Here is a 25,884-nt window from a genome sequence, read left to right on the forward strand (position 1 = left end):
CTCCTGCGCTAGGCTCAATTGGGTGCCAGAGGTGATAGGCATGCCCGCCTCCTGATGCTTTTTATCGTCCCGATGGGAAGGTCCTTCTTCGGGTGCGGGACCGGAATGGTGTCACGGCTGCACGGATGCGTGTAAATGTGATGGCTGCCTCTGATTCGGGCCAAGGTCCAGCCTGCTGCCTCCAACTCTGCCATCAATTCCCTGCTTTTCACCAGCAGCTCCCTTTGAAGTGTGGGGGCCATGGTGAAAGTCGGTCGATGTTAAATCAAGGTCGAAGATGTATCTAGAGTTATGAATTTTAGAAAACGATATTCCCGGACAATGCCACGACCAAGGAAGCGGATTTAGGCGACGCACTTCTCCACTGATCAGATCAAAACCCGCCGAGAATGCCGAAATAGAGCCCTTTCCACAAAAAAAAGCAGATTTATTTTCATGAATAAACCGCAACCCCTGACCGCCCGGTCCTTCTGCCCCTCAGGCGATACAACCGGGCATGTTGTCGCACCCAGGCCCCTGTCACGCGGTTGAGCTTAATCGTTTCATCTGTCATAAAAGAGGGGCTACGGGCTCGAAAATCTAGAAAAACATAGATTAATGGGTCGACGATAGCGGCTTTCACGTCCGACCCCCGCGCGCTACCCATAAGCCAGTTTTGCTCGCTGCCCGAAGCGGAAATCTGTGCACCCCACCTGCCTTCCAACCTCATCGAGGCCATTCATTCGGCGCGCCCAAGCGTCATGCATCAAAAAAGGAACGGAAAATTGAGCGATCAATCCACTCCGAACACTCCACTCTCACGATTCTGCGACAAAGTGGGTATTCCCTATCCTATGTTCTGGGGCTTTGTCGGCCTGCTGATCTTCATGATCGGCGATGGCGTAGAACTCGGCTACCTCTCGCCCTTCCTCAGTGATCGCGGCATGCCCGATGACGAAATCGCCATGATCTTCACCACCTACGGCATCACGGTCGGCATTTCATCGTGGCTCGCCGGTGCGCTTTCCAACCTGTGGGGCCCGAAACGGGTGATGTTCCTGGGGCTGATCATCTGGAGCGTGTTTGAAGTGCTCTTCCTGATCTACGGTCTGCAGGAGTTGAGCTACTCGATGATTCTGCTGACCTACGGTCTGCGCGGCTTCGGTTATCCGCTGTTCGCTTACGGCTTCCTGGTCTGGATCGCCGCTTCCACGCCATCCCGCAAAATGGGCATGGCCGTGGGTTGGTTCTGGGTCGCTTACGCTGCAGGCTTGCCGATGCTCGGCTCTCTGGTGGCGAGCGCCGCGATCCCGCTGATCGGCGCGCTGCAAACTTTCTGGTTGTCCTTTGCCCTGGTGGTCATCGGCGGTGCGATTGGTTTGATCGGGATGCGCGAAGCCCACGGCATGCGTCGACTCGCCCCCGAGGGTGAGCGGCCGATGGTGTCGATGGCCAAAAACATCACCATCATGTGGACGCGTCCGAAAGTGTCACTGGCCGCCCTTGTCCGGGTGATCAACACCTCGTCGATGTTCGGTTTTCTGGTGGTCATGCCCGGCTTCTTCATGCACACCGTGGGCTTCACCCTGGAAGAGTGGCTACGCCTGCTGACCATCGTCTTTGTGTTCAACATCATCGGCAATCTGAGCTCCAGCGTGATCAGCACGAAGATCGGCTATCGCAATACGATCCTGTGGTTTGGCGCGGTGGGCAGCACGATCAGCACGCCGTTGTTCTTCTTCATGCCACAAGCGTTTCCCCACGACTTCCTGATCGCTTCCATCTTCGGTGCGTTCTACGGCCTGACGTTGGCGTGTTTTGTGCCGCTGTCGGCGCTTGCACCGGCGTTGGCGCCTAATAACAAGGCCGCTGCGTTGTCGGTGCTGAGCCTGGGTGCAGGTGCGTCGACGTGGGTAGGCCCGGCGGTGGTCGCGATTTTCAATGAGAGTTACGGCATTGAAGGCGTGGTCTGGGCATTCTGCGGCTTATACGCGCTGAGCGCCGTGATGACCGCATTCCTGAAAGATCCGGAGCCTGTGCATGACCCGATCCTGATCAAGATCAAGCGCCGCATCAAAGTGTTCGCGCCGCGTCTGGATTATCGGTGGGCCCATGCGGAAGACCCGAACAAAGACGTGAGCTGATTCCGGTGGGCGCGCCGCGCGTCAGTCATGAAGGGCTCGGCTGACGCGCCGCGCACCTCAGCGCGGCAGACGAATCAATCGACGACTGCCGGCGGCTGCTCCTTGCCCAGGCCGTCATTAATCAACACCATGCTCTGCGGTGCAGACAGCGCAATGCCCATCTCCCGCAAGCGGCCCAGCACGGTAAACAACAGATCGCTACGCGCACCGCCCACCGAACGCGGGCTGTTGACGAAACCGCTCGCGCTGATGATCAGGCCCGTGTTGGTCAAGTCTTTGAAGGTGACCGACGGCGCTGGTGTATCGAGTATGGCTTCGTGCTCGGTGAAGGCCTGCAACAGCAATTCGCGGATCTGCAAGACATCCGTTTCCAGCGGCAGCGTCAGGGAAATCCCGACCACGCCCAATGCATTGCCCATGGTCACGTTGCGCACGTTCTGGGTAATGAACTGTGAGTTCGGCACAATCACCGTGGAGCGGTCGGACATCTGAATTTCGGTGGCACGCACGTTGATCCGGCGGATATCGCCCTCGACCCCCGCCAGGCTCACCCAGTCTCCGACCTTGACTGGCCGCTCGGTCAGCAGAATCAAGCCCGAGATGAAGTTCTGCACGATGGCCTGCAGACCAAAACCGATCCCCACCGACAGCGCACTCACGACCCACGTCAGGTTCGTCAGGCTGATGTGCAGGGTGGACATCACCACCGCAATCACCAGCACAAAGCCGATATAGCCGATCAGGGTCACCAGGGAGGCCTGCATGCCGGCGTCCATGTTGGTTTCCGGCAGCAGGCGTTCGCCGAACCAGTCCTTGAGCACGCGCACGCCAAACAGGCCGGCGACCAGGCAGCCCAGTGCCATGAGGATGTCGCTTGGAACGATGTTCAGGGCGCCCAGGGATTTGTCGGTGACTTCCATGCGGGTGAAGCTTTCGAGCAGCTCACCGGGACTTGAGCCCGACGGCAGGAAGGCCAGCAGCACCGCGGCCAGCAACAGCAAACTCCGGCCAACGCCCGCCAGAACGGTGCTCGCCTGGGCCTGGTGGCGAGGGGACAGGCCAAGTGCCGAACCCAGCGCCATGCCGCCGGGTTGCTTGGGCGACAGCAGGGTTTCGCAGACGTCGCCGAAGAACGCCACCAGCAGGTAGGCGGTTGACGCCACCACGCTCATCCACAACAGCTTGACGGCGAGGAAGTAGGCCAGGGTCAGGTAGCCGCTCAGCAGCGCCAGCAGGCTCAAGCCGACCCAGACGGCGACCACGAAGGGAATCAACCCGGCGAGGCCGCCCGGACGTTCGATGGCACACCGGCGACGGGTGCGGCGGTAGCGCACCAGGCCGAAGAAAAACACCAGCGAAACGGCCAGTGCGGTCAGGCCGTTGACCGCCACGGTCAGCGCGAGGCTGCTGGCAATGACACTGTTGATGCGTTCCTGGGTGCCGATGATCATCAACGCCAGGGCCAGCACGGCCGGGAAACGGCCCATGGCGGTGGCGATTTCGTCAGGAATGTTGGGCAGGCGCCACGAGGGGTGCGGCAGCATCAACAACGCGCGGCCCAGGCCGACGATGAAGGCGCAGAAGGTGATCAGCGTTTGCAGCTGGTCGAGCAGGTTGACCACGTCGTTGCTGAGCACCGCATTACTGACGATGCCCCACCGCAGCAAGGACGTAGCGGCGGTGATGGTCACCACTGTCGACAGCCCGACGGCCAGTGCCAGGGCGCTGCGGCGCAGACGGCCTTCGGGCAGCCAGCGCACCATCAGGCGGATCAACAGGCTCTCCAGCAGGCGGCGCACCACCACCCAGATCAACAGCGCGCCAATCACCACGCTGGCAAACAGCATGCGGTTGCCGGGGGCCAGGGCGCTGGTGAAGACGCTGCGGACGTCGTCCAGCAGGCCGTTCATGCGCCTCAGATCGTCATCGGTCGGGCGAATCAGGGTCGACCAGAATGCCGAACTGAGGGGGCTTGCCGTGCGGGTGCTGATCTGCGAATCGAACAGGCTGCGGCGCAGGCTGAAGATCTGTGTGGCGAGGTCCCGTGCCGACTGACTCAAGGTATTGGTCTGCCGCTCGTCGCTGACCAGCGCGTTTTTCTGGGCGGTCAAGGTCTTGCGCTGGCTGGTCAGGGTGGGCGCTTCGTCCGGTTGCACCGGGCCGAGGATGTTCAGCTGATCGTTGAGGTGCTCAATGTCGACCGCCTGCTTGGCGATCAGGTCATCGGCTTGCTTCTGCACCTGCAGCGCGGCCTGACGCAGGCCCGAAAGCAAATCGTCATTGGCGCTGACGGTGACTTTTTGCCGGATCTGGTCGAGCTGCTCGCTCAGGTCATCCAGGCTCGGGGCCTCGGCTTCCGGCGTCGCATTGGCTTGGCTGGCGGGCTGTGTTGTGGCTTGCGGCGCGACCTGCGCCGCCGCAGCCTGTGCGAAAGCTGGCACGGTGATGCACAGCAGCAGCGCGAGCACCCCGGCGTAGAAACGGTTCAACGTGGCGTGTTGCATTCGGGTTCCTTTGGGGCGTTAACCGGTTTTACGATCTGATCGTCTGGCGCAGGTCTTGAACGGCAGGCAGGGGCTCTCGACACGTTCGTGCGCGCGGGGGCGGATCATAGCAAGTATTGGGTCAGGACGGCTCGGCCCACTGCGCGTCGTCTGCGTTCAGCCTGCACCCACGTCGCGTTTGGCGGTGTCTGGGATTTTTGCGTAGGAAAATCAAAAGCAGATCAAAAGCTTCCCGGCTAAAGCCGGTCCCACAGACAGAGCCGGTCCCACTGGATTCACCCGCGGCTGTTAGTGGGACCGGCTTCAGCCGGGAAGGGGCCCTTTCAAGTACCACGGCTAACCGATACCCACCGCCCCTTCAGGTCATGTGATATTCACACTGTGCGGTACATGATCGTGTGCGTTGTATCAACAAGGCCCGCCGATTGGGCCTCATCAATCAAGAGGTAGCAGGATGCCGACACATAACGCTCAGGTGAATCTCGCCCATCGCCCCCGTCTTGCTGATCTTCAGCCCATCACGGCCGGCCCGTCATCCCATGCCACCGCGCTGCGATCAAGCCCTCAGGGGCGGGTCACGCCGGCGTCGCAACTGGAAGGCCGTTCAGGCTACAGCGATGAATTTCTCGGGGAGTTCGTGGTGCCGTGGCCAACGGTATCCATGCCTGACGATGTCTACCCCCTGGGCAACCCGGGCAATCGTCTGGATTACACCCACTTCTCCATCAGCATGTCGCGCAGCCGGCGCATCGCGCTGTACGTCGGCGTGAACATCGAGGGGGGCAGCAGCGTCGAGATCGTGCGGAGTCAGGACGCCTGGGCCTACGACGGCCGGCTGCCGGTCGAGGCGCAGATTGGAGACGATCTGTACCGCGACAACCTGCTGGATCGCGGCCATCTGGTTCGCCGGCAGGACCCCAACTGGGGCGCCGAGGCGCAGACCGCCAATCAGGACACCTTCCATTTCACCAACTGCTCGCCGCAGATGTCTGCCTTCAACCAGAAAACCTGGTTGGAGCTCGAAGACTTCATGCTGGAAAACACCCGCCGCTGGAAGGAGCGCGCCACGGTGTTTACCGGACCGGTCCTGCGCAGTGACGACCCGCTGTACCGGGGCGTGCAAATTCCCAGAGCCTTCTGGAAAGTCGTCGCGTTCCTCGGCGATGACGGCACACCTTCGGCCAGCGCGTACCTGATCGACCAGACCCGCGAGCTGGGCAAGCTGGAACTGGTCTTTGGTGCACTGAGGACCTATCGACGCAGCGTCGTGCAGATCGAGCAGCTCACCGGCATCAGCTTCGGTGAGCTGGCGCGGTATGACGGGTTTTCCAATGAAGAACAGCTCACCGGCACCCGCATCGAGGCACTGATCCAGCGGCCGGAGGACATTCGGCTTTAGGTTGACGCTGCGGCTTTATTGGCCACGGGGCCTCGGGCCTTTGCGCCGAGGCCTTTCAGCGCAACGTTCAGCCGGGCGACCTGGCGCAGCGCCCGGCTCTCAGGCGCCTTGGGTCAACAGCGTGCCGGGCATGTTCTGTTGCACATACAGGATCAGACCCACCATGAAGAGGCAGAACAGCCACTGCAGCACACTGATCCCGGCGATCCGGTAGATCGCCTGCAAGGGCCGGCGCCAGCGGTATTGGCGATCCACCGGCGCCGCGCGTCCAGGTTGCAGTTTGCCGATCAGGCCGGTGACCACAAAGGTGACCACGCCCAGCAGTCCCAGCCATTTCCAGAGAATGAAGGCCACGGCCAGCATGGGTACGCTGTTGCGGATCACCAGATGCCGCCGATCCCGCGTCAGTTGGTGGCGTGCGCACCAGGCGCTGACGCTTTGATCAAGGTCGTAGAAGGATTCCGTGAAGGTGACCCAATGCTCAAGCAACCATTTGCCCATATACGCGCTGAGCACCCCAAGCAATATCAGGATCGGCGACATGATCACCATGACCGGGAGCTCGGCGGGGTGCAGGCCATTCATGCCGAGGGCGAGGGTAATCGTCATGGCGGCGCAGGCCCGCTTCATGACGTGCTGAGGACGTTCGTGCCCTACCAGTGCTTTCCAGAACCACGGATTGTGGTCCGGGAACCGCTTTGGCCAGTCGGGAAACCGCGTGATGAATGCCTGGGATAATTGTTCGCAAGCCTGCCAGTCAGCCTCGGTGAATGTCGCGGCGCGCGCCTGAAGGCGTTCCGCAGACGAACCGGTCAGGAACAGCGAAGCCGCATTGGCAGAGGGGGCCGGATGCTGCTCGCCCAGACGCGCCAGCGCCCGCAGTTCGCCGAGCCATTTCTTCTCTTCATTGCGGGCGAGCAGGGTGTGCCATTGCTCATCGACGACGGGAACAACCGCTGATTCGGTGTCCCAACCGAACAGCTGCCGGACCCTTTCAAACAACCCAGGCGACCAGTTTCCGTGGTTGAAAAACAGGTCCAGCACCTGCACGTGAAGCGTCTGACGGCGGGCTAGATCGCCCAGCCATCCTTGTCGACAGTGGTGCTCGAGGCAGTCGATGAGGCGGGTTTCCTCGCCGGCGGCCATGTACTGCTCCAGCCTGTGGTACAGCCCCAGGGAGAGCAAATGGCCCAGCCGCTCCTGATCGGATTGCCGAGGACGAACCTGCTGCCAGGGTGTCAGCCACTGGCGGGTTTCCAGGCCCCATCGCAAGAGGTTCGGGCTGGCGTCTGGCGCTTGCACGCAACGCACGAACAGCAAGGCTTCGACGGTCGCTTCGATGCCTTTTGCGACGGCTTCAGTCCAGCAGTGGTCAACGGCATCGTCGTCGAAATGTTCGAGCAGCTCGACGGCCTGCTCCTGAGCGGAACGCACCACTGGCCGAGTGACCGGCGCAGGCCTTTGCACCAGAGGTGCTGCCGAAGCCTGTACAAACGAAGCGTCACCACCAACGCCATCGTCGCCCTCGCGGGCCAGCTGCAACGCGCGTTCGTAGGCTTCACGCAGTTGCTGAAACGCGATGGGGTCTTCGTCCGGGCGTGTGACCTTCAGCAGTCTGGCGTATTGGCGTTTGACGCTGCGCTCATCGGAGCGGGCAGGGAGGCCGAGAATTGTCCAGCAATCGAACGTCGCGTCCATGGGTCAGTGCCACCCGCCGCGTTCCAGCTGTTTGAGCCGCTCGTTCAGCTCCGTGCGCGTCTGCCGGATGAGGCGTTCGTCCTGACTGTCGAGGGCACGCTGGAACACGCTTGCCCAGTCACCGATCAGTTCGCGGCGGTCGCCCAGGCTCTCCTGGTAGAGATGCTCCAGGCGCGCAACCAGCAGCGTGTTGACCTGCTGATCGCGCGGATGAATCTTGAGCGCGGCCAGGGCTTGCAGGCGCTCGGCGATTTCTTCAGGGCTGAGCACGCCGGGGTTGTTTTCGATGACCAGTGCGAACGCCTCGCCCGTGCTGGGGAGGGTGACCTGACATTCGAGAATGCCGTTGTTGTCGTACGTAAAGCGCACGTCGAGACTGACGTTGCCTTCATTGTGCGGGGGGAGGGGAATCGCCAGTTCGCCCAGGGGAATGTTGTCGCGCACCAGGCGACTTTCGCCCTGGAAGATGCTCACCGTCACGCCGGTTTGCCCCGCTTCGGCGGAGTAAACGGTCCTGACCCGGCTGACCGGTACCGTGGTGTTGCGCTCGATGATCGGCAAATAGTGGCCATGCTCACGGTGCCGGCCGACCCGTTCCGCGACCTCGATACCCAGGGTGTAGGAGCAGACGTCGGTCAGCACCACTTCTTCGAGGGCGGCATTCCGGGATTTCAGCGCCGCCTGAATCGCCGCGCCGTGGGCCACGGCTTCATCCGGGTTGAGCTGGATGGAGGGGAAGCGCCCGAACATGCCCGCCGCCAGTTTGCGCACCAGCGGCATACGCGTGGTGCCGCCGACCAACAGGATTTCGTCCAGATCGCCGACCAGCAGCCTGGCATCGCGCATCGCGCGTTCCACCGGATTGCGCAGCCGTTCGAGCAGCGGCGCATACAGCGCGGCCATGTCCTCCTGGGTGAAGGTCTGCTGCCACTGCCGGCCGTCCACGCGCAGCACGAACGCGTCACTGCGCGCCTGGCCCAGGGCAATGCGCAGGCGTTGGGCTTCGCGGTGCAGCGCGTGAGCGATCGATTCAGGGGCGGGAAAGCCTGGCTGGTCGGCTTGGGTGCGAACGAAAGCCTCGGCCAGCAGCCGGTCGAAATCTTCGCCACCGAGGAAGTTGTCACCGGCACTGGCGCGCACTTCCATCACCCCCTCGAACAGCTCGAGGATCGACACGTCAAACGTGCCGCCCCCCAGGTCGAACACCAGAAACGAGCATTCGTTTCCGTGTTGCGGCAGTCCGAATGCCAGCGCGGCAGCAGTGGGTTCGTTGATCAGCTTGTCGACCTTGAGGCCGGCCAGCTCCCCTGCGATGCGCGTGGCTTTGCGCTGGGCGTCGCTGAAGTAGGCCGGGACGCTGATGACCGCCTCGACAACGGTTTCGCCATAGGCACGCTCGACGTCTTCCTTGAGGCTGCGGAGCACCAGCGCGGAAAGCTCTTCGGGGCGAAAGGCGTGATCGCCCAGGTTGATCGTGTGGGCGCTGCCCATGTGGCGTTTGAACAGCGCAGTGGTCACGCAAGGGTGGGTGTGCAGGCGTTCGCGAGCGGCTTGCCCGACCAGAATCCGACCCTCATCGTCCAGTCCGACCACGGACGGGGTGAGCACCTCGCCCAGGGCGTTCGGCACCAGTAGGCTGGCATCGTCTTTCCAGACCGCAACCAGGCTGTTGGTCGTGCCAAGGTCAATCCCGACAATCATGGGCGAAACCCTGTGTGCGTTTTATCGTTCATAAGCGGTGTCTTCCCTGAGCCTGGAGGTTGGGTGCGCAGATTTGAGAATGATCGGCGGGAGGGGTTCAAGCCTCCCTGCGCCTTGTGTGCGCCTTCACTGCGCGGACGGCGTAACATGCCGCAAAATTACAAAATAATGGGATCCAAAGGGAATTTATTTCTGCTTAAGCTATCTAGCATGACGGTTACAGACGGTTTCATTTGCGCCAGCCTCGTTCATCCGGCGCCAGTCAACCCACCGCCAAGCCACATCGGACGGCGCTGATCCATATTTTCTGACAGGGACGCACACTCGCCATGCAAACAGCCTCCACTGCGGCACCCGCCACTGGCGAGCGCGTCGCCAGCTTCAGCTACGGCAAAGGCTTTCTGGTTTTTCTACTGATTTTCGGCGTGGTCCTGTTGGGCCTGGCCGGGTTTGTTCTGTACCTGGGCACGATCCTGCCCCACAGCGCTGCCGGCCCTGTCGAACTGAACACTTCCCGTGGCACCCCCCTGAACGTCTCCAGCCCCGCCATGATGATTTATGCCACCAGCGCTTTCCTGGCAGTGCTCGGGCTGATCGTACTGGGGCTTTATGGGTGGCAGAACAAGCAGCGCCAGACGCGTTATGAGCTGTATGAACACGGCGTTGCGCACACGACCCGGGGCGCCCGCACCTACGTGCCGTTCGCCGAGATTCAGGACCTTTACCTGTTCAGTTCGGGGCAGGTGGCCTACACCGGGTTGATCACCAATCTGGCGTTCCGTCGCACTGCCAGCGAACCCTTCCACCGGGTGCTGCCCTCGTTGAAGGGCTTCTACACCTTCATGGAAACCTTCCGCGAGCTGTACCTCAACGCGCGTCAGCCCGTGGTCCTCGATACCCTGCACGCCGGTGGCAGCGTTACCTTCAACTGCCTCAACGGCGCCCAGGTCTGGCGCAAGCGCATGGGCGGCGATTTCCTCAACGTCGACACCCAGCCGATCGTGGTCTCCCGCGACGCCGTGCTGATTCAGAACAGCGTGGTGCCGATGTCCGCGCTGCGCAGCATGGATCACAGCAGCTGGAACGAGACCATCGAGATTCGGGATGGGGCGGGCAAGGTCGTGCTGTCGACCCTGGCGACCGGCATCCTCAGTCATGATCTGTTTCTCAGCACCCTTGGGCTGCTCATGGAAACACTGGCGAATGATCGGCCAGCCACTGCGCCGACGTTTGCCTGAACGCTGCTCAACCCACCGCGTCTTCGCTCACGGCTGTTCAGGGGTTGCCCCGGGCCTCTAAGCGTCGACATTCACAGCCTTCGGCAGGCCCCTCTGCCGCGGGCGTATCACTTCTGGAGATTCTCCGACCATGACCGTCTCACTCACCCGCCACTGGTTACTCGCCCTTGCACTGCCTCTGCTACTGACCGCCTGTGGCAGCAGCGAACCTGACCAGCGTGCCGCGTTCAAGCAGTTCCTGCAGACCCGGATCATCGACAAGCCCGGCGTGCACGTGCCCAAGCTGACCCCGGATGAATCGAAATCGTTCGGCGATTACAGCCAGCACTATGCCGTGATCACTGACTTCAACAGCGGGATGGACGCGAGCATCAAACCCCTGAACGGCTTCGTGCAGAAAGGCGCGTTCCGTTCATTGAGCGACGTGATCGAACGCCGTGACGATATCAAGACTGCGCAGACCGGCTTGAATGACCTGGTCGTGCAGCTCAAGCAAGAGTTGGCAAAAGCCGATGCCGCCCATGCCCAGCTCAAGCAGCCTGACGATCTGAAGACGGTGTATGACAGCGCCTATGACCGCACCGTGACCCTACCGGCCAACACGCTCCTGACCGTGATGCCGCAAGTCAACGGCACCATTGATTCGGGCCTGAAAGTGGCTGACTACGTCGACGCCCACAAAGCGCAGATCCAGATCAATGGCTCCGTGGTTCAAGTGACGGACCCCAAGGTGCAGACTGAGTTGAACACGCTGCTGCAGGACCTGAATGCCAAAGCCAGGGTGGTTCAGGAAGCGCAGGTGCGCATGCAAACGGTGTTGCTGGGTCGCTGATCCAGACGCCGATGGCTGCGTGGCTCACCGCGTTGAGCCACAGCGTCGAAGGCGTCGCTTTTGACACGCACGCAACGGTCATCTGACCGTTGCTCAAGGAAGCAGGCGCGCGCCAGGGAGGGCACTCGGCGGCGCAGAAGAGGGCCGTCCGATGGACATCAAAAAGCTGAAGCTGATTGCCGTACTGGTTTTATTTCCCCTTGGGTTGAATCTGGTTGGGGTCTGGGAGCTGCAACGCGGCACCGACGACCACGCCGAATACGCGGCCTACCAGGCCGACCTTGCCGAATTTCGTCCAGAGCTCCAGGCCATCGCCGACAACAGCGGCTCGCGACCCGTTATGGTCGATGTGGGCGACGGCGAGAAAATGGAAGTGAAAATGGCGCTGTCCCGCGTCACTGAGATGCAGGACGAGCTGGACACCTTGCTGCCGTTGACCAACGTGATGGCGTGGGTGGCAAAGGGCACCATTACCCTCGGTTTGCTGGCGGCTCTGGTGGGCGGGCTCGGCTTGCTCGCCCTTAACTGGGCAGGCCGGCGCGCCATGCATTCGCGGGAGCAACTGCTGCACAGCTTCACCCGTGTGACCAAACTGCTGCCCTACGTTCTGGTCGGGCACGTGGTGGTGATGGGGGCGGCGATTGCCGCCATCGTCGCGTTCGAGGCGCTGGGCGCGTGGCACGCCGGGCGGCTGTCGGCCGGCGAAATGAAGTTCATGTTCTTCGGCATGGTGCTCGTCGCAGGCTGCCTGTATTCCATCTGGCAGATGGGCACGCAACTGCGCGTCATGCTCAACATGTTCCAGCCCACGCCGATGGACGTGATGGGCGAGGCGGTCACCGTCGAGCAGGCGCCGGTGCTCTGGGCTTACGTGAACGATCTGGCCCTGAAACTGGGCGCACTGCCGCCCGATCACATCGTGCTGGGCATGGCCGCCGGCTTTTACGTCACCTCCGGCGACATCGCCCTCGCGCCGGCCAACACCACCTTGACGGGCCGCACCCTGCATGTGCCGCTGGCCTATCTCGGCATCCTGGATGAAGCCGAAACCACCGCGGTCATCGGCCACGAGCTGGGGCATTTTGCAGGCGCGGATACCGAGTTCAGTATGCGTTTCGTGCCGATCTACCACGGCATCGAGCGTAGCCTGGTGGTGATCGGGCAGACCCTGGTCGACAGTGAATGGCTGCAGCGCGCGACCCTGCACCCGGCGTTCATGCTGGGCGCCTACTTCATGGAAAGTTTCGACCACGCGGTGATGCACTGGAGCCGTGTGCGTGAGCTGGAAGCCGACGCCGCCGGTGCGCAGCTGGCGGGCAATCTGGCGGCCGCGTCGGCGCTGGTGCGCATTTCCGCCATCGACCCGATGCTGCAAGAGCGTCTGGTCGCCCACATCACCCAGGCAACCCGGCCGACGTCCGAGCACATGCCGGTCAGTGATCTGCCGACCACGGTTCTGCGCGAAATCGCGGCCTTGCCCCTGACCTTGCCGGAAGAGGAAATGGCCACCCAGCTGCCGCATCCGTCAGACACCCATCCTTCGAACGGCGAGCGCGTGGCTTCTCTCAAGGTGTCGATCGACGATGCCGTGCGCAGTGGCACGCGGCCGCTGGATGCAACGCAAGCCTGTGCGGCGATGGATCGCTACTTCGCCCAGCCCGACGTGTTGCGCGCTCGCCTGACGGACGATTATCTGAGCCATCACGTCCAGCAGGACGCCGTCCTCGTCGAGACATTGCGCACCCACGCCGGCAATGTGACCGGGGACGTTGCGCTGCACGAAGGCGCGCGCTTGCGGGGGCAAATCCTGATCGGGTTCAGTGGCCTGCTGGCCGTGGCGGGGCTGATCCTGCTACTGGCACCGGTGCTGTTTCCAGGTGCTGCGGGACGTGATCCGCAGCCATTTTTCGTCGGTGCCGGCATCGCTCTGTTCATCATGCTGTGCATGTTGCCCTTTGGCGTGCGCCTGTTCAGACGTGCGCATAAAACCGCGCTGCTGCTGACGCCGGATCACTTCGTGTTCGCCAACCTCAAGGCGCCGCTGCCGATTCGCGACATCGCCGACTTCAACCTGCAGGTGGGGAATGTCGTCATGCTGACGATCCTGCTCGAAGACAACGCACCCCTGCCGGAGCTGACCTCCCGGTCGTTCTTCGCACCGGATGTGGCGCTGAATAAGAAGAAACGGTGGCTGATGTTGCCGATGAGCAAATTCTGCCGCGATAACAAAAAGCTCAAGCTCCCCGAGCTGGCCGAACTGATCGGGAACTACGTCAACGCCGGCGCCGCAGGGCATTTGCTGCAGCAACGGTTTGAGCAGGAAGAGGAATCGAAGGCTGGGTAGATGAGGCCAGGTTGGAGCGAAATTCGGATACACCGGGATTTTGAATAGTAGGACCGGCTTTAGCCGGGAAGAGGCCGGTTTGACTACTGCAAATGTCGCGGTGTGAAGCCTGACGCCTTCCCGGCTAAAGCCGGTCCTACGAAACGCACGCGACCCGGGGACCTGCTTTAGTCGCGCAGACTTCGATCCGATACCTGCGCTGAACGGGGAAAGACTGAGGACGGGATTCCCCACCGCCCGTCATCTATCCCGTCAGATGACCCAGCTTTCACACAGCATGCCCATACTGCTCCCGTCTCTTCATTCGAAACGGAGCATGTTATGACACTGCAATTCAATGTCCGGGATTTTGGCGCAGTCGGTGATGGGCATACGTCCGACACAGCGGCCATTCAAGCCGCTATCGATGCGGCGGCGAAAGCCGGCGGCGGCGATGTGTATATTCCTGCCGGCACCTGGACCCTGACCCCGGGCGGAAAGCCTGCCGACGGCGCGCTGATGCTAAAAAGCAATGTGTTCATCAAGGGCGAGGGCATGGGCGTCACGGTGCTCAAGCTGGCCGATGGCACCGACCAGGCTGTCACCGGCATCATCCGCTCGGCGAGCGGCGAGGCAACCCACGATTTCGGCGTCAGCAACCTCACCCTCGACGGCAACCGCGATGCCACCAGCGGCAAGGTGGATGGCTGGTACAACGGCTTTCTGCCGGGCCAGCCGGGTCAGGACTCCAATGTCACGCTGTCCGGCGTCGAGATCCGCGATTGCTCGGGCTACGGCTTCGACCCCCACGAGCGCACGGCGAACATGCTCATCGAAAACAGCGTGTCCCACGGCAACGGGCTCGACGGCTTCGTCGCCGACTACCTGATCGACAGCACGTTTCGCAACAACCTGGCCTACGACAATGACCGTCACGGTTTCAACATCGTCACCACCACCCACGATCTGGCGCTGCTGAACAACGTCTCCCACGACAATGGCGGCGGCGGCATCGTCGTCCAGCGCGGCAGCGAAAACATCCCCTCGCCGTATCACATCACCATCGAGGGTGGCGAGGTGTACGGCAATGCGGCTGAAGGCGTGTTGGTGAAACTGTCCAACGGCGTTGATATCAGCGGCGTGGACATTCACCACAACGGCACCTCCGGCGTGCGTGTCTACGGCAGCACGGACGTTGAGGTTCGCGGCAATCTGATTCACGAGAACGCACAGAAAGCCGGCATCCCTGAAGTGCTGATCCAGCCGTTCGACGACCGCGGCGGCGTCTCCGGGAAGCTTCATCCGTCTGACCACAACACCTTCGCGGACAACATCATTACCGGCGGCGACAAAAGCACCTTCGGGGTGGCAGAGGAGAGCGGGCAGTCCGGCAGCAACTCGGTGTACGGCAACACCTTCGCGCACCTGCAGGACACCGTATCGCTGCAGGGCGCGGGTGACCACGTCGGGACCAACCCCGTGCTGAATGCCATCGACGGCGGCAATGGCGGCGATGCCATCGTCGGAACCGCGAAGGCCGACTCGATCAACGGCAAGGACGGGGCAGACACCCTGAGTGGCGGATCCGGCGCGGACCTGCTCTGGGGCGGCGCTGGCCATGACCGGTTGCTGGGCGGCAGCGGCAACGACACCCTGATCGGCGGCGCCGATGCCGACGTGCTGTTTGGCGGCGCAGGCTCGGACCTGTTCCGGTTTGCCTCGGTGTCCGACAGCTACAGAACGGCGACTGCCAGCCATGCAGACCGCATCGGCGACTTCGATGCCGCCCATGACACCATCGATGTCTCGGGCTTGGGCTTCACCGGATTTGGCGACGGCCACGACGGCACCCTGAAGTTCACCACCAACGCCGAGCACACCCGGGTCTACCTGAAAGACCTGAACGCCGACGTGCAAGGGCATCGCTTCGAACTGATTCTGGACGGTGATTTCAAGGCCGCTCTTCCTTCAAAATCCATGGTATTTGCCGACGCCCCGACGTCGCTGGCCAGTACATCAACCCCAGCGGATGCCGTGTCGGTGGAGCTGGTAGGCGTGGCTCAGGATCATCCGGAGATTGCCCTCGTGTGACGTAACGGCAGGCCCGTCTTGCCCCTGCGCGCTGGCACGGGGAGTGGACCGAGGTAGGCCCGCGCCGTGAGGTCATACTCACGGCGTGATCCCATACAACTCCCGCCCCCATTTCCGCCCCCACCTTTGCATCCTGCCGGCCTTCCGGCTAAAGTCCGCCTTCGGGCGTCTGCTGCGCCTGCGGTCCGCGCGAAGGGGTTTCCCAAGGCAAGCGTTGCACCCTCATTCATTCCAGCTCCCGGCTTGTCGGCGGACCGAGCCCCAAAGGAGTTGGCATGCCTGCCACGAATGCGTCCCGTCAACACGGTCTGCTCGATGTACCTGCGCTGCGTAAGCACGCAAAACGTCTTCTCAAAGCCCTGAACACCCACGAAGCGGATGACGCCCGGGCGCAATTGCGCGCGATGGGCCTGCCGGGCCCGGCCTATCGGCTCGCCGACACCCAATGGCTGGTGGCCCGGGAGGCAGGGTTCGCCAGTTGGCCCAAATTGATCGCCCATGCCGATGCCGTCGGATTTGCCGCCCGCCATCCGGATTTTGCGGCGACGGGTGAAGCACAGGTTCAGCACTGGCGCTGCGGCAACGACATCGAGCGCAGCCTGCGCGTTGTCGGCTTCGCAGGTGCGTTCCAGATGTTCGACGACCCCATGGTCATGGGACCGGTACCGGCGCTGCCTGACGACGACTATTGGGCGGTGAGGGCAGTCTTTGCCCAGCAGGCCTTCGGCTTGTCGGCCCCTGATGCTCAGCAACGGCAGGCGACTCAGCGCGGGGCTTTGGCACGCCTGAATGCCGACAGTGAACTGGTCCTGTGGTGCGAAGCCGATGCCTACGATCAGCTGTTTCTGGTTCGGCTGCTGGCGAGTTTGCCCTGCGTCCCGCGCAGGCTGGAGCTGATCGAGATCAACCGCGTGCCCGGCGTCGAGCGATTCATTGGTATCGGGCAACTGGACCCGGACGTGCTCGCCTGGCTTTGGCCCCAGCGGCGCGCCATCGGTGAAGACGCGCTGGCACTGGCCCGGCAAGTATGGGCCGCCTACACCGCAGCGGACCCGACTCGCTGGGCCGAACTCGCGGCACAGCACCATTCGGCGCTGCCGCTGCTCGGTCCCGCGCTGGCAAGACAACTGCAGGAGCTGCCCGGCGCAGAGGATGGCTTGAGCCTGACCCAGCGGCTGACCCTGCGCATTCTCGCGGAGAAAGGCGAGATGCCGGCGGGGAAGGTGTTCGGTCATTTGATGCTGACCTATGAGCCGCTGCCGTATCTGGGCGACATGATGTTCAACGCGCTGCTGAGACCGCTCATCGACGCACCGCACCCGCTGCTGCACGAACAATCGGGCAGCGAATGGCCCAAGCGACTCGTCCGGCTGACGGCCCTGGGTGAGCGCGTCCTGCGCGGGGAAGTGAACTGGCTTGATCTTGAGCCCGCAGAGCGTTGGGTCGGCGGTGTGCAGATTATTGCGGACCCCTTGCCCTGGGTGGTCAGCCCCGAAGGGCGGGTGTGGCGTCGCTGACTAGGCCAGAGACGTCAGTGACTTCTCCATGATGATCGTCCGTTCCTCGCCGTGGTATTCATCCCGAACGGTCGAATAGCCCAGGGACTGGTAGAAGCCCTCGGCCGTGATGGAGGAGGGCACGCGTAACCGACGGATGCCGTGGGAGTGGGCGGTTGATTCAACAGCCGCCATCAAGGCGCGCCCGGCGCCCTGGCCCTGGTATGTCGGCGCGACGAATACGCTGCGGATGGTGGCTTGGTCGAGGCTCGCCGTGGCAATAACTTCTTTGTCGAGGGTCGCCACGTACACCTGCCGCTGCACCAGCAAGCGCAGGATCGCCGACGGGGAAAAACTCAGCGTCACCTGGGCGATCACGGCGGCGGAATAATCCTGGCGATTGGACTCGCCTAAGGCGGCCACGATGACGCGGCTGATCGCGGTGGCGTCATTATCCGTTGCCTTGCGGATATGGCAGTTCATGTGGCTGTGGTCCTTGTGTCCGCGCGCGGTTATCTGAATACCGGGTGAGCAGCACACGCCGATAATCCCCTTTCATTTACTGGTCGTTTTCATCTTGTGGCCGTTGCTGCGCCTGCTGATCAAGCAGCATTTGTGTGACCTGCTCAATGTAGTCGAACACCTCAGGCTGGACCGAGTATTGGTACTGCTTGCGACGGTTGTTGGAAACTTTCCCGTTATTCGTCAGGCACATCATCACGAGGTTGGCCAAGTCGCTGCCGCGCACGTCGTAGACCTCATTTACCGTCCGCACGACCTTGTCATAGTTTTCAAGAAAGATTGTCTCTTCACGAAGTTCCACTTCTAACGCACGCTTCGCCATTTCCAGAGTGAACCGTACCGCTGAAGTGGCATCCCAGAAGCGATAGATCGAGTGATCACCCGTGAATTCGAACGAGTACTGACCCTGATCAATCCACCGGACATCCCAGAAATAACGCGCCGGGCGAGAGAACGACTGCAACGTCTCCAGATACAGGCGCTCCTCGCGTTTCATGGCCACAGATACCGGCAGCAGCAAACCATTTCCCAGCGCGCCGGCGCGGCACAGAGTGTGGTGGATCAAAAAACGGGAGAGGCGACCATTGCCGTATTCATAGCGCAATTCCTTGATTCACGACGATCCCATGCAGTTTTTCTTCAGTGCACTCAGAAAATCTTCAGTTCGACCAATTATCCTGATTTTTTCTTAACTTGATGCATCCCGTCTTACTCCTAGGACCGCGCGACCACCCCCGTAGCCCTGAGAATCCTGCCGGCATCCCGGGCGGGAGGGAGCCCGAACACCCGGGCGTAATCACGACTGAACTGGGTGGCGCTCTCGTAGCCGACCTCGAACGCGGCTGCCATGACGCTCCTGGCATGGGCAACCATCAGCGTTCTGGCCTGCAACAGGCGAACCCGCTTCTGGTACTGCAAAGGGCTCAGGTGAGTGACCGCCTTGAAATGCCGATGGAACGCCGAGACGCTCATCGAAGCGCGCTCGGCCAGGCGCTCCACGCCCAGGGGTTGAGCGAAGTCACGACGGATCCACTGAATGGCCATGTTGACCCGCGCCATGGCGCTGTCCGGCACGGCAATTTCGCGCAACATCCAGCCGAGCGGGCCCTGGAGCACGCGGAAAATAATTTCCCGTTCATAGACCGGGGCGAGGGCGGCGATCGCTTCGGGGTCGCCCATCAGTCGCAGCATTCGCACCCAGGCATCCATCAGTTCATCTGTCATCAATGCGACGGAAAACCCCGAATCCTGTTCAGCGCGGCTGGCAGGTTTGGGCAGGTCGGCGAACAGCGTCGCCAGCACCGCCGGGTCCAGCGTCAGGCTGACTGCCAGATAAGGCTCGCCTGCAGGCGCCGGGTGCACCGAACCCACCGCAGGCAGATCGATGGACATGACGAAGTAGGTCGCCGGGTCGTAGCTGAGGGTCAGGTCCCCCACGGTCATGCTTTTGCTGCCCTGCAGAATCACGTTGATCATCGGGTCATACACCGCCGCGAGCAGGTGCTCGGGGATTTTGCCCTGCACCATGGCTACCCGGGGGATGCCCGTTTCGGTGCGACGGTTTTCAGCACCGGCAGCAAGCAATCGGAGTTCATTCAGTTGTTTTTCCATGGGCAGCATGCTGAGGGCTGAGCGTCATGCCGCGCAAGGGAAAAGCAGAAACGGGCAGGTTCCGAGCAGGAACGGACACGTCCTCGGTCTCTGTGATGAGTACTGTGGAGCCACGTTTGAATCACAGAGGAACACGACATGGGCGTTATCGTTATCACAGGCGGCAGCCGCGGGATCGGCGCCAGTGCGGCCGAACACGCGGCGAAACGGGGTATGGGTGTCATCCTGACGTACAACGCCAACCCTCAGGCAGCGGCTTTGGTCGTCGAGCGCATTGCACAGGCCGGTGGGAAGGCCGTTGCGCTGAAACTCGACGTGTCCGACGTCGGCAGCTTCGCGGCGTTTCGCGAATCCGTGGTCACGGCACTTCGCGAAACCTGGGCGACCGCCACGTTGACTGGCCTGGTCAACAACGCCGGCTATGGCCTGTTCAACCCCTTGGCAACGGTCAGCGAAGCGCAGTTCGACGGTCTGTTCAACGTGCACCTCAAAGGCCCGTTTTTTCTGACTCAGGCGCTGCTGCCGTTACTCGCGGACAACGCCAGCATCGTCAATCTCACCAGTGCCACGACGCGAGTGGCCACGGCCGGCGTTGCTCCCTACGCCGCGTTCAAGGGTGGCCTTGAAGTGCTGACCCGCTACATGGCCAAAGAATTTGCCGACCGGCGAATACGCGCCAATGCGGTATCACCGGGCGCCATCCGCACAGAGCTGGGCGGCGGCCTCAACGATGCGTTCGAAGCGATGCTGGCGGCGCAGACCGCGCTCGGCAGAGTGGGCGAACCGGAAGACGTCGGCCGAGTGATTGCCATGTTGCTGTCCGACGAAAGCGGCTGGATCAATGCCCAGACCCTTGAAGTCGCCGGCGGCTACAACATCTGACCACGGGAGGATTTCGAGAATGCTGGATCATATTTTTCTGTCAGTGAGCAACATCCCACGTTCCGTTCGCTTCTACGAGCATGTGCTAAGGCCTCTCGGGATCACGGCTCGGCTGGACTACGACGGCAAGGACGGCCCGCCGGGTCATCCGGACCTCAAAGGCTTCGGCGCCAACGGTCGGGTGTTTTTCTGGCTGCGCGAGGGAGTAGTCGAAGGACGTGCTGTCCATGTCGGCTTCGTCGCCAACAGCAAGGCCGAAGTGGATGCCGCTTACGCCGCCGCCATGGATCACGGAGCCGTGGACAACGGCGCGCCGGGGCCACGCTTGCACTACGACCCTGATTACTACGCCGCCAATGTGCTGGACCCGGACGGCTACAGCCTGGAATTCGTCTGCAAAAAATGGCAGCACGGCCAATGAGCCCGCTGCTGATCTACGGCGCCACGGGCTACACCGGGCGCATGGCAGCAGAACGCGCCAAAGCCCAGGGGCTGGTGTTCGAAATCGCCGGGCGCAATCGTCATCAACTCGAGGCACTCGCTGCGCAACTGGGCGTGCCCTATCGGGTGTTCGATGCCGACGGGATTGCTGCCGCTTCGTTGTCGGGGATCTCTGTGCTGCTCAACTTTGCCGGTCCGTTTGCGCACACCGCCGAGCCTTTGATGCGCGCCTGCATCCACGCCGGCGTGGACTATCTGGACATCACCGCCGAAATCAACGTGTACCGATTGGCCGAACGATTGGGCGCTGAAGCCTTTGCACAGGGCGTCATGTTGCTGCCGGGCGTGGGCTGGGACGTGGTGCCTACCGACGCGCTGGCACTGCATGTCGTCAGGCGCGTTGATCAACCGCGATCGCTACGCATCGCGCTGCAAGTGCCGGGGTCGATGTCTCGGGGCTCGGCCAAGAGCGTCAGCGAAATCATCGGCGCCGGTGTGCTCGCCAGGGTGGCGGGTGAACTTGTCGCGACACCTGATGCCCCGCCGCGTCAGTTTGATTTCGGCCAGGGACCGATGCTCTGTGTGCCGCTCTCGTTCGGGGATCTCGTGACCGCGTGGCATGCAACCGCCATTCCCGACATCAGGATGTATGTCCACCTCTCGGGCGAAGCGTTTCCAGAGGGCGACCTCTCACTGCTTCCCGATGGCCCCGACGCTGCAGCGCGTGATGCCCATAGGGCCCGCGCGGCGGTTGAGATCACCGGGGCAGATGGCTCGATTGCGCGGTCGGTCATCGAAACCGTGAACGGCTACACCTACACACCACTCGCTGCGGTTGAAGCTGCCCGCCGTGTGTTGGGCGGTGAGCGGCGGCGGGGGTTCACAGCCCCTTCGCAGGTGTTCGGCGGCGGGTTTGCGCTGAGCATCGCGGGCACGGTCATTACCGACCTGTCAGCCAGGTAGTTCCGGTCAGGGGGCTGCCGGTGGGGCAGTGGTCTCGCCGCTTGGGGCGAGGGGCGACTTGAACCGCGCGGCGTCCCGCAGGGGAGGCAGGCCGAACAGCCGGGCGTATTCGCGATTGAATTGCGAAGCGCTTTCGTAGCCGACCTTGTAAGCGATGGACGTGGCGTCCAGCGAATCGAACAGCAGCAACCACCGGGCGCGTAACAGGCGCAGGCGTTTTTGATACTGAATGGGTGTCATGGCTGTGACCGACTTGAAATGCCGATAAAAGGCAGCAACGCTCATCTCGGACATCAGTGCGAGGGGCTCGACGCGGAAAGGCTCGGTGTAATGCTCGCGAATCCACTGCGTCACACGGCGGATCTGTGTCATCCGCCCATCCGGGCGCGCCATGTCACGAAGGATGCCGCCCAGTGGCCCCTGCAACGCACGATACAAAATCTCGCGTTCGATCATCGGGGCGAGGACTCCAGCGTCATGGGGACGATCGACCAGCCGCATCATCCGCACCCAAGCGTCCAGCATCTCATCCGACGCGCACACGGCCTGAAAGCACGCGCTTTGTGCTGCCCCTGGTGCCGTGTTCACCTCCATCAGCAGCGTCGCAATCACATCCAGATCAAGGGTCAGGCTGACCGCCAGATAGGGTTGATCGGCCGCTGCGGCGTGAATCTGGCCCGTGGCGGGCACGTCGACCGGCACCAGAAAATAATGGCCTGCGCTGTAGCGAAAAACCTCATGGCCTATCGACAGGCTTTTTGTGCCCTGGAGTACCAGATGCAGCATCGGCTGGTAGACCTGATCTGCGCAGGCCTCGGCGCAGACCATTGCAACGCGGGGCAGACCGGTGTCCGTCCAGGTGTTTTGGGCGCTCATCACGATGCGGCGCAGTTCTGCGATTGGATTTTCCATACCCCACCGTGGGCTACACCGCGGTGCCTGGCAAGGCATTTGAGAAGATCAGGCAAGGATGTGCGAACAACCGGCAAACGCTAGCCCGGTGGTTGGCCGAATACTGGAGGCACGCGGCTCGTTCCAGGTCCGGAGCTCACGACCGGTGCTCACCACGGACAGTAACGACGCTCAACAACTCCTCATTTCAAAAGGCCACGGTATGAAACTCAACGGAAAAATCGCGGTAGTCACGGGTGCCTCGAAAGGTATCGGCGCCGGAATCGCCAAGGCGCTGGCCGCCCAGGGCGCAACGGTCATTATCAACTATGCCTCCAGCAGCGCCGACGCCGAGGCGGTGGTCACTCACATCACCGCCCAGGGCGGCTCCGCCGTCGCCGTGCAAGCGGACATGAGTCAGGGGGCTGAGGTCACGCGCCTGTTCGACACGGTTCGCGAGCAGTACGGGACGCTGGATGTGCTGGTCAATAACGCAGGGGTGGCGGTGTTCCAGATGATTGACGACCTCACTGAGGAAGCCTTCCACACACAATTCAACCTGAACGTCCTCGGCTACCTGCTTGCGGTGCGAGAAGCAGTCAAGCTGATGGCGCCTGGGGCAAGCATCATCAACATCAGCTCGATTCTGAGCACCGACCCCTACCTGGCCTCCAGTGTCTACTCGGCCACCAAGGGCGCGGTCGACACCTTGAGCTTTGCGCTGGCCAGGGAGCTGGGGCCGCGGGGCATCCGGGTCAATTCGATCCTGCCGGGCCACACCAACACACCCGCAACGGCCGGGCACTTCGCAGGCGAGCTGGGAGAGAAAATACTGGCGGGCACACCTCTGGGGCGTTTTGGAGAGCCAGAGGACATTGCCCCTCTGGCCGTGTTTCTGGCTTCCGGCGATTCCCATTGGGTCACCGGCGAATCCATCAGGGCATCCGGCGGGGTGCGCGGCGTGGGATATTGAACCATTGGCTTGACGGCTGAAGCGCACGGTTCATGTGCGCTCATATCGTCGTTTACGCCGCCGACAAATGCTCGTAAAGAATCGTCGCGCCGACCAGCATCAGCACAATGCCGCCGATGATTTCAGCGCGTTTGCCCACCACCGTGCCCACCACCGTGCCCAGCACGCGGCCCAGCATCACGCCGAGGGTGACCATGACCGTTGTCGCGACACCGATGGCGGCGGCGGCCACCAGGATATTCACGTTGACGAAGGCCAGGCCAACGCCCACGGCCAGCGCATCGATGCTGGTGGCGAAGGCCGTCACGGCCAATATCAGGAAGGAGTGCTGGTTGGGCTTTTCTTCTTCGGCTTCTTCGTGCTTGAGGCCGTTGTAGATCATGTGTACGCCGAGCACCAAGAGGAGCGTGAAGGCAATCCAGTGATCCCAGTTCTCGACATAAGACGTGGCCGCCTGGCCGATCAGCCAGCCGATCAAGGGCGTAATGCCTTCAATCACACCAAAGATAATGCCGGTGCGCAGCGCTTCTATCAAGCGAGGCTTGTGCAGGCTCGCGCCTTTACCGATGGCCGCTGCGAAAGCGTCCGTGGACATGGCCAAAGCAAGAAGGATGAGGGAAATCGGGTTCACGGTTATGTTCCAGTCGGGCTGTGAGTCAACGACGCAACCACACGCCCGACTTTAGGCATGGATGCATCGTTGGTCTCGCCAACCCGAAGGTGTTCGTGCCACGGCAGGCCGCCGAGAATGTTGACACGAACGCTCTGTGACAATGAGTCCAGAGCAGGCTACTCCCCAACAAGGGCCGCCACTATACCGCGTGAATGTGAAAGAAATGTCGACGCGTGACGTTCAGTTCAGCGAACCATCACACGGCTTGAACCGCTTCCGACGTCGCAATACAGCCCAGGATTCTCAGATACAGACTCACCGTCGTACCCGCTCCCGGAGCCGTGTCGATGCGCGCGTCACCGCCCGACTTGATCGCAAAATCCTTTGCCTGCGCCAACCCCAGCCCCGTGCCCTGGCCGGTCGCCTTGGTCGTGAAAAGAGGCTCGAACACGCGGCCTGCTATTTCAGGGGCCATGCCGGGACCGTTGTCCCGTACGCTCACGACCAGGTAGTCGCCCTGTTGCAGCGATAAATCATCCTCCACATGCACCCAGCGCGTGGACAGATGCACCTGACCGCTACCCTTCAGGGCATCACGTGCATTGGCCAGCAGGTTCATGACGACCGCATGGAGTTGAGCTTCCAGACAGAGAACGCCCCAGCCCCATTCGGCGAGATCGAACGTGAGGTCGATGGTTTCGCTCATCGAGTGACGCATCAGCGACTGCGCACCGTGAAGGCGAGCGGTCACATCGATGCAGATCAGTTCAGGCCCGTCACCGCGCACGCTGGTCATCAAATAGCCGATCAACTGCCGACCTTGCTCAACGGCTTGCAGTCCGGTTTCGGCGAAGCGCTCCACGTCCACTGGCCGTCGGGAGCGCAGGCGGATCAATTGAAACGCAGCGCTCACGCTCTGCAGCAAATTATTGAAGTCATGGGCGATGCTCGCCGTCAGCATTCCCAGAGATGAAATGCCCCTCGCGTTATCCAGCAGCGGGGTGACTTCGTTCTGGTTCTGCTCGGCGTGTTTGAATTGGTCCTGAAGTTTCGTCAGTTGCTTCGCCCGTTGCGTGCCCAGCCAGCGGGCCTCGAGCAAGGCAGCGGCCTGCCGGGCCAGTGCCTGCAAGGCAAGGGAATGGCGTTCGCTCAGTTGCCGGGGTTGTGTGTCGATCACGCAGACAGTGCCCAGCGCCGCGCCGCTGTCCGTGACAATAGGCGCACCGGCGTAGAAACGAATATAGGGAGGACCGAGCACCAGCGGGCTGGAAGCGAAGCGAGGGTCAACGGCCGCATCTTCGACGACCAGCACCTGCGCGGGGTCCAGGATCGCGTGGCCGCAGAACGCCAGATCCCGGTGGGTTTCCTGCACCTCAAGGCCGATGCAGGCTTTGAACCACTGACGATCCCGATCGACCAGCGACACCAGCGCAATGGGCGCGTCGCACAAAGTGGTCGCCAATAGAACGATGTCGTCGAATGCCTTCTCGTTGGCACTGTCCAGCACGTCCAGGTGTTCGAGCGAGAGGACACGCTCTTCCTCGTTGAAAGGAAAGGGGGCAGGATGGTGGGCCATCGATAAA

Annotated in this window: 20 protein-coding genes and 1 pseudogene; 11 read left to right on the top strand and 10 right to left on the bottom strand. The window is 62.1% G+C overall.

Features of this window, described 5'->3' with window-relative positions; translation table 11 throughout:
- Window positions 1–14: 14 nt before the first annotated feature.
- Window positions 15–212 (bottom strand): type II toxin-antitoxin system HicA family toxin, encoded by a 198-nt coding sequence (locus SLW75_RS01565; protein WP_410933782.1) that lies wholly within the window; start codon window positions 210–212, stop codon window positions 15–17.
- A 552-nt stretch (window positions 213–764) separates the two neighbouring features.
- Here SLW75_RS01565 and SLW75_RS01570 point away from each other — a divergent pair.
- Window positions 765–2,123 carry an MFS transporter gene (locus SLW75_RS01570; RefSeq protein WP_141695171.1) on the top strand — a complete coding sequence of 453 codons (1,359 nt, stop codon included), beginning with the start codon at window positions 765–767 and terminating at the stop codon, window positions 2,121–2,123.
- 74 nt (window positions 2,124–2,197) lie between these two features.
- Here SLW75_RS01570 and SLW75_RS01575 read toward each other — a convergent pair whose 3' ends face one another.
- On the bottom strand, window positions 2,198–4,627 hold the full coding sequence (locus tag SLW75_RS01575) for a DUF3772 domain-containing protein (RefSeq protein ID WP_410933327.1): 2,430 nt from the start codon (window positions 4,625–4,627) through the stop codon (window positions 2,198–2,200).
- A gap of 454 nt (window positions 4,628–5,081) precedes the next feature.
- Between SLW75_RS01575 and SLW75_RS01580 the strand changes: the two genes are divergently transcribed.
- A complete protein-coding gene (locus SLW75_RS01580; protein WP_410933328.1) occupies window positions 5,082–6,026 on the top strand; it encodes a DNA/RNA non-specific endonuclease in 945 nt (314 codons plus the stop codon).
- 99 nt (window positions 6,027–6,125) lie between these two features.
- Here SLW75_RS01580 and SLW75_RS01585 read toward each other — a convergent pair whose 3' ends face one another.
- The gene (locus SLW75_RS01585) at window positions 6,126–7,724 is read right to left on the bottom strand and encodes a hypothetical protein (RefSeq protein ID WP_410933329.1); all 1,599 of its coding nucleotides are present in this window, start codon (window positions 7,722–7,724) and stop codon (window positions 6,126–6,128) included.
- Between the two features lie 3 nt (window positions 7,725–7,727).
- Window positions 7,728–9,425 (bottom strand): Hsp70 family protein, encoded by a 1,698-nt coding sequence (locus SLW75_RS01590; protein ID WP_410933330.1) that lies wholly within the window; start codon window positions 9,423–9,425, stop codon window positions 7,728–7,730.
- A 329-nt stretch (window positions 9,426–9,754) separates the two neighbouring features.
- Here SLW75_RS01590 and SLW75_RS01595 point away from each other — a divergent pair, with 329 nt between their 5' ends.
- The 5 genes from SLW75_RS01595 (at window position 9,755) to SLW75_RS01615 (ending at window position 17,426) form a co-directional block, all read left to right on the top strand.
- Window positions 9,755–10,663, top strand: a complete 909-nt coding sequence (locus SLW75_RS01595) for a hypothetical protein (protein ID WP_410933331.1) — start codon at window positions 9,755–9,757, stop codon at window positions 10,661–10,663.
- 130 nt (window positions 10,664–10,793) lie between these two features.
- Window positions 10,794–11,495: a DUF3053 domain-containing protein gene (locus tag SLW75_RS01600; protein ID WP_192130353.1), complete on the top strand. Its 702-nt coding sequence runs from the start codon at window positions 10,794–10,796 to the stop codon at window positions 11,493–11,495.
- Window positions 11,496–11,652: 157 nt separating this feature from the next.
- The gene (locus SLW75_RS01605; protein WP_410933783.1) at window positions 11,653–13,839 is read left to right on the top strand and encodes a M48 family metalloprotease; all 2,187 of its coding nucleotides are present in this window, start codon (window positions 11,653–11,655) and stop codon (window positions 13,837–13,839) included.
- 321 nt (window positions 13,840–14,160) lie between these two features.
- Window positions 14,161–15,909, top strand: coding sequence for a right-handed parallel beta-helix repeat-containing protein (locus tag SLW75_RS01610; protein WP_410933332.1), 1,749 nt, complete (start codon window positions 14,161–14,163; stop codon window positions 15,907–15,909).
- A gap of 275 nt (window positions 15,910–16,184) precedes the next feature.
- Complete coding sequence (locus SLW75_RS01615; RefSeq protein ID WP_410933333.1) at window positions 16,185–17,426, top strand: DUF1835 domain-containing protein; 1,242 nt, start codon at window positions 16,185–16,187, stop codon at window positions 17,424–17,426.
- Here the strand turns inward: SLW75_RS01615 and SLW75_RS01620 are convergent, their stop codons facing one another.
- The 3 genes and pseudogenes from SLW75_RS01620 to SLW75_RS01630 form a co-directional block, all read right to left on the bottom strand.
- On the bottom strand, window positions 17,427–17,888 hold the full coding sequence (locus SLW75_RS01620) for a GNAT family N-acetyltransferase (protein WP_410933334.1): 462 nt from the start codon (window positions 17,886–17,888) through the stop codon (window positions 17,427–17,429).
- 76 nt (window positions 17,889–17,964) lie between these two features.
- Window positions 17,965–18,516: pseudogene (locus tag SLW75_RS01625) on the bottom strand (cell filamentation protein Fic); the annotation flags it as partial.
- 125 nt (window positions 18,517–18,641) lie between these two features.
- Window positions 18,642–19,538, bottom strand: a complete 897-nt coding sequence (locus tag SLW75_RS01630; protein ID WP_410933335.1) for an AraC family transcriptional regulator N-terminal domain-containing protein — start codon at window positions 19,536–19,538, stop codon at window positions 18,642–18,644.
- 138 nt (window positions 19,539–19,676) lie between these two features.
- On the opposite strand from SLW75_RS01630, the gene SLW75_RS01635 reads away from it, so the two are divergent.
- The 3 genes from SLW75_RS01635 to SLW75_RS01645 are packed head-to-tail and all read left to right on the top strand — an operon-like array spanning window position 19,677 to window position 21,824.
- The gene (locus SLW75_RS01635) at window positions 19,677–20,420 is read left to right on the top strand and encodes an SDR family NAD(P)-dependent oxidoreductase (RefSeq protein WP_410933336.1); all 744 of its coding nucleotides are present in this window, start codon (window positions 19,677–19,679) and stop codon (window positions 20,418–20,420) included.
- A 19-nt stretch (window positions 20,421–20,439) separates the two neighbouring features.
- Entirely contained in the window at window positions 20,440–20,841 is a 402-nt protein-coding gene (locus SLW75_RS01640) for a VOC family protein (protein WP_410933337.1), read from the top strand.
- On the top strand, window positions 20,838–21,824 hold the full coding sequence (locus SLW75_RS01645) for a saccharopine dehydrogenase family protein (protein WP_410933338.1): 987 nt from the start codon (window positions 20,838–20,840) through the stop codon (window positions 21,822–21,824). The genes SLW75_RS01640 and SLW75_RS01645 overlap by 4 nt, the downstream gene beginning before the upstream one ends.
- A 6-nt stretch (window positions 21,825–21,830) precedes the next feature.
- Here the strand turns inward: SLW75_RS01645 and SLW75_RS01650 are convergent, their stop codons facing one another.
- Window positions 21,831–22,736: an AraC family transcriptional regulator N-terminal domain-containing protein gene (locus SLW75_RS01650; RefSeq protein ID WP_410933339.1), complete on the bottom strand. Its 906-nt coding sequence runs from the start codon at window positions 22,734–22,736 to the stop codon at window positions 21,831–21,833.
- A 202-nt stretch (window positions 22,737–22,938) separates the two neighbouring features.
- Here SLW75_RS01650 and SLW75_RS01655 point away from each other — a divergent pair, with 202 nt between their 5' ends.
- Window positions 22,939–23,688 carry a glucose 1-dehydrogenase gene (locus SLW75_RS01655; RefSeq protein ID WP_410933340.1) on the top strand — a complete coding sequence of 250 codons (750 nt, stop codon included), beginning with the start codon at window positions 22,939–22,941 and terminating at the stop codon, window positions 23,686–23,688.
- Between the two features lie 52 nt (window positions 23,689–23,740).
- On the opposite strand, the gene mntP is transcribed toward SLW75_RS01655, so the two are convergent.
- Together mntP and SLW75_RS01665 are read right to left on the bottom strand one after the other, a co-directional pair.
- Window positions 23,741–24,319 (bottom strand): manganese efflux pump MntP, encoded by a 579-nt coding sequence (mntP, locus tag SLW75_RS01660; RefSeq protein WP_410933341.1) that lies wholly within the window; start codon window positions 24,317–24,319, stop codon window positions 23,741–23,743.
- 238 nt (window positions 24,320–24,557) lie between these two features.
- Window positions 24,558–25,877, bottom strand: a complete 1,320-nt coding sequence (locus SLW75_RS01665; RefSeq protein ID WP_410933342.1) for an ATP-binding protein — start codon at window positions 25,875–25,877, stop codon at window positions 24,558–24,560.
- Between the last annotated feature and the right edge of the window lie 7 nt (window positions 25,878–25,884).

Source organism: Pseudomonas sp. W5-01, assembly GCF_046540435.1.
Classification (GTDB): domain Bacteria; phylum Pseudomonadota; class Gammaproteobacteria; order Pseudomonadales; family Pseudomonadaceae; genus Aquipseudomonas; species Aquipseudomonas graminis_B.

What these genes read in the sequence shown, in the direction of transcription:
- SLW75_RS01650 (WP_410933339.1), bottom strand. Translation starts at nt 22,736, where the DNA reads ATGGAAAATCCAATCGCAGAACTGCGCCGCATCGTGATGAGCGCCCAA.
- SLW75_RS01640 (WP_410933337.1), top strand. Translation starts at nt 20,440, where the DNA reads ATGCTGGATCATATTTTTCTGTCAGTGAGCAACATCCCACGTTCCGTT.
- SLW75_RS01610 (WP_410933332.1), top strand. Translation starts at nt 14,161, where the DNA reads ATGACACTGCAATTCAATGTCCGGGATTTTGGCGCAGTCGGTGATGGG.
- SLW75_RS01595 (WP_410933331.1), top strand. Translation starts at nt 9,755, where the DNA reads ATGCAAACAGCCTCCACTGCGGCACCCGCCACTGGCGAGCGCGTCGCC.
- SLW75_RS01615 (WP_410933333.1), top strand. Translation starts at nt 16,185, where the DNA reads ATGCCTGCCACGAATGCGTCCCGTCAACACGGTCTGCTCGATGTACCT.
- SLW75_RS01635 (WP_410933336.1), top strand. Translation starts at nt 19,677, where the DNA reads ATGGGCGTTATCGTTATCACAGGCGGCAGCCGCGGGATCGGCGCCAGT.
- SLW75_RS01575 (WP_410933327.1), bottom strand. Translation starts at nt 4,627, where the DNA reads ATGCAACACGCCACGTTGAACCGTTTCTACGCCGGGGTGCTCGCGCTG.
- SLW75_RS01600 (WP_192130353.1), top strand. Translation starts at nt 10,794, where the DNA reads ATGACCGTCTCACTCACCCGCCACTGGTTACTCGCCCTTGCACTGCCT.
- SLW75_RS01620 (WP_410933334.1), bottom strand. Translation starts at nt 17,888, where the DNA reads ATGAACTGCCATATCCGCAAGGCAACGGATAATGACGCCACCGCGATC.
- SLW75_RS01645 (WP_410933338.1), top strand. Translation starts at nt 20,838, where the DNA reads ATGAGCCCGCTGCTGATCTACGGCGCCACGGGCTACACCGGGCGCATG.
- SLW75_RS01580 (WP_410933328.1), top strand. Translation starts at nt 5,082, where the DNA reads ATGCCGACACATAACGCTCAGGTGAATCTCGCCCATCGCCCCCGTCTT.
- SLW75_RS01590 (WP_410933330.1), bottom strand. Translation starts at nt 9,425, where the DNA reads ATGATTGTCGGGATTGACCTTGGCACGACCAACAGCCTGGTTGCGGTC.
- SLW75_RS01655 (WP_410933340.1), top strand. Translation starts at nt 22,939, where the DNA reads ATGAAACTCAACGGAAAAATCGCGGTAGTCACGGGTGCCTCGAAAGGT.
- SLW75_RS01630 (WP_410933335.1), bottom strand. Translation starts at nt 19,538, where the DNA reads ATGGAAAAACAACTGAATGAACTCCGATTGCTTGCTGCCGGTGCTGAA.
- SLW75_RS01665 (WP_410933342.1), bottom strand. Translation starts at nt 25,877, where the DNA reads ATGGCCCACCATCCTGCCCCCTTTCCTTTCAACGAGGAAGAGCGTGTC.
- SLW75_RS01585 (WP_410933329.1), bottom strand. Translation starts at nt 7,724, where the DNA reads ATGGACGCGACGTTCGATTGCTGGACAATTCTCGGCCTCCCTGCCCGC.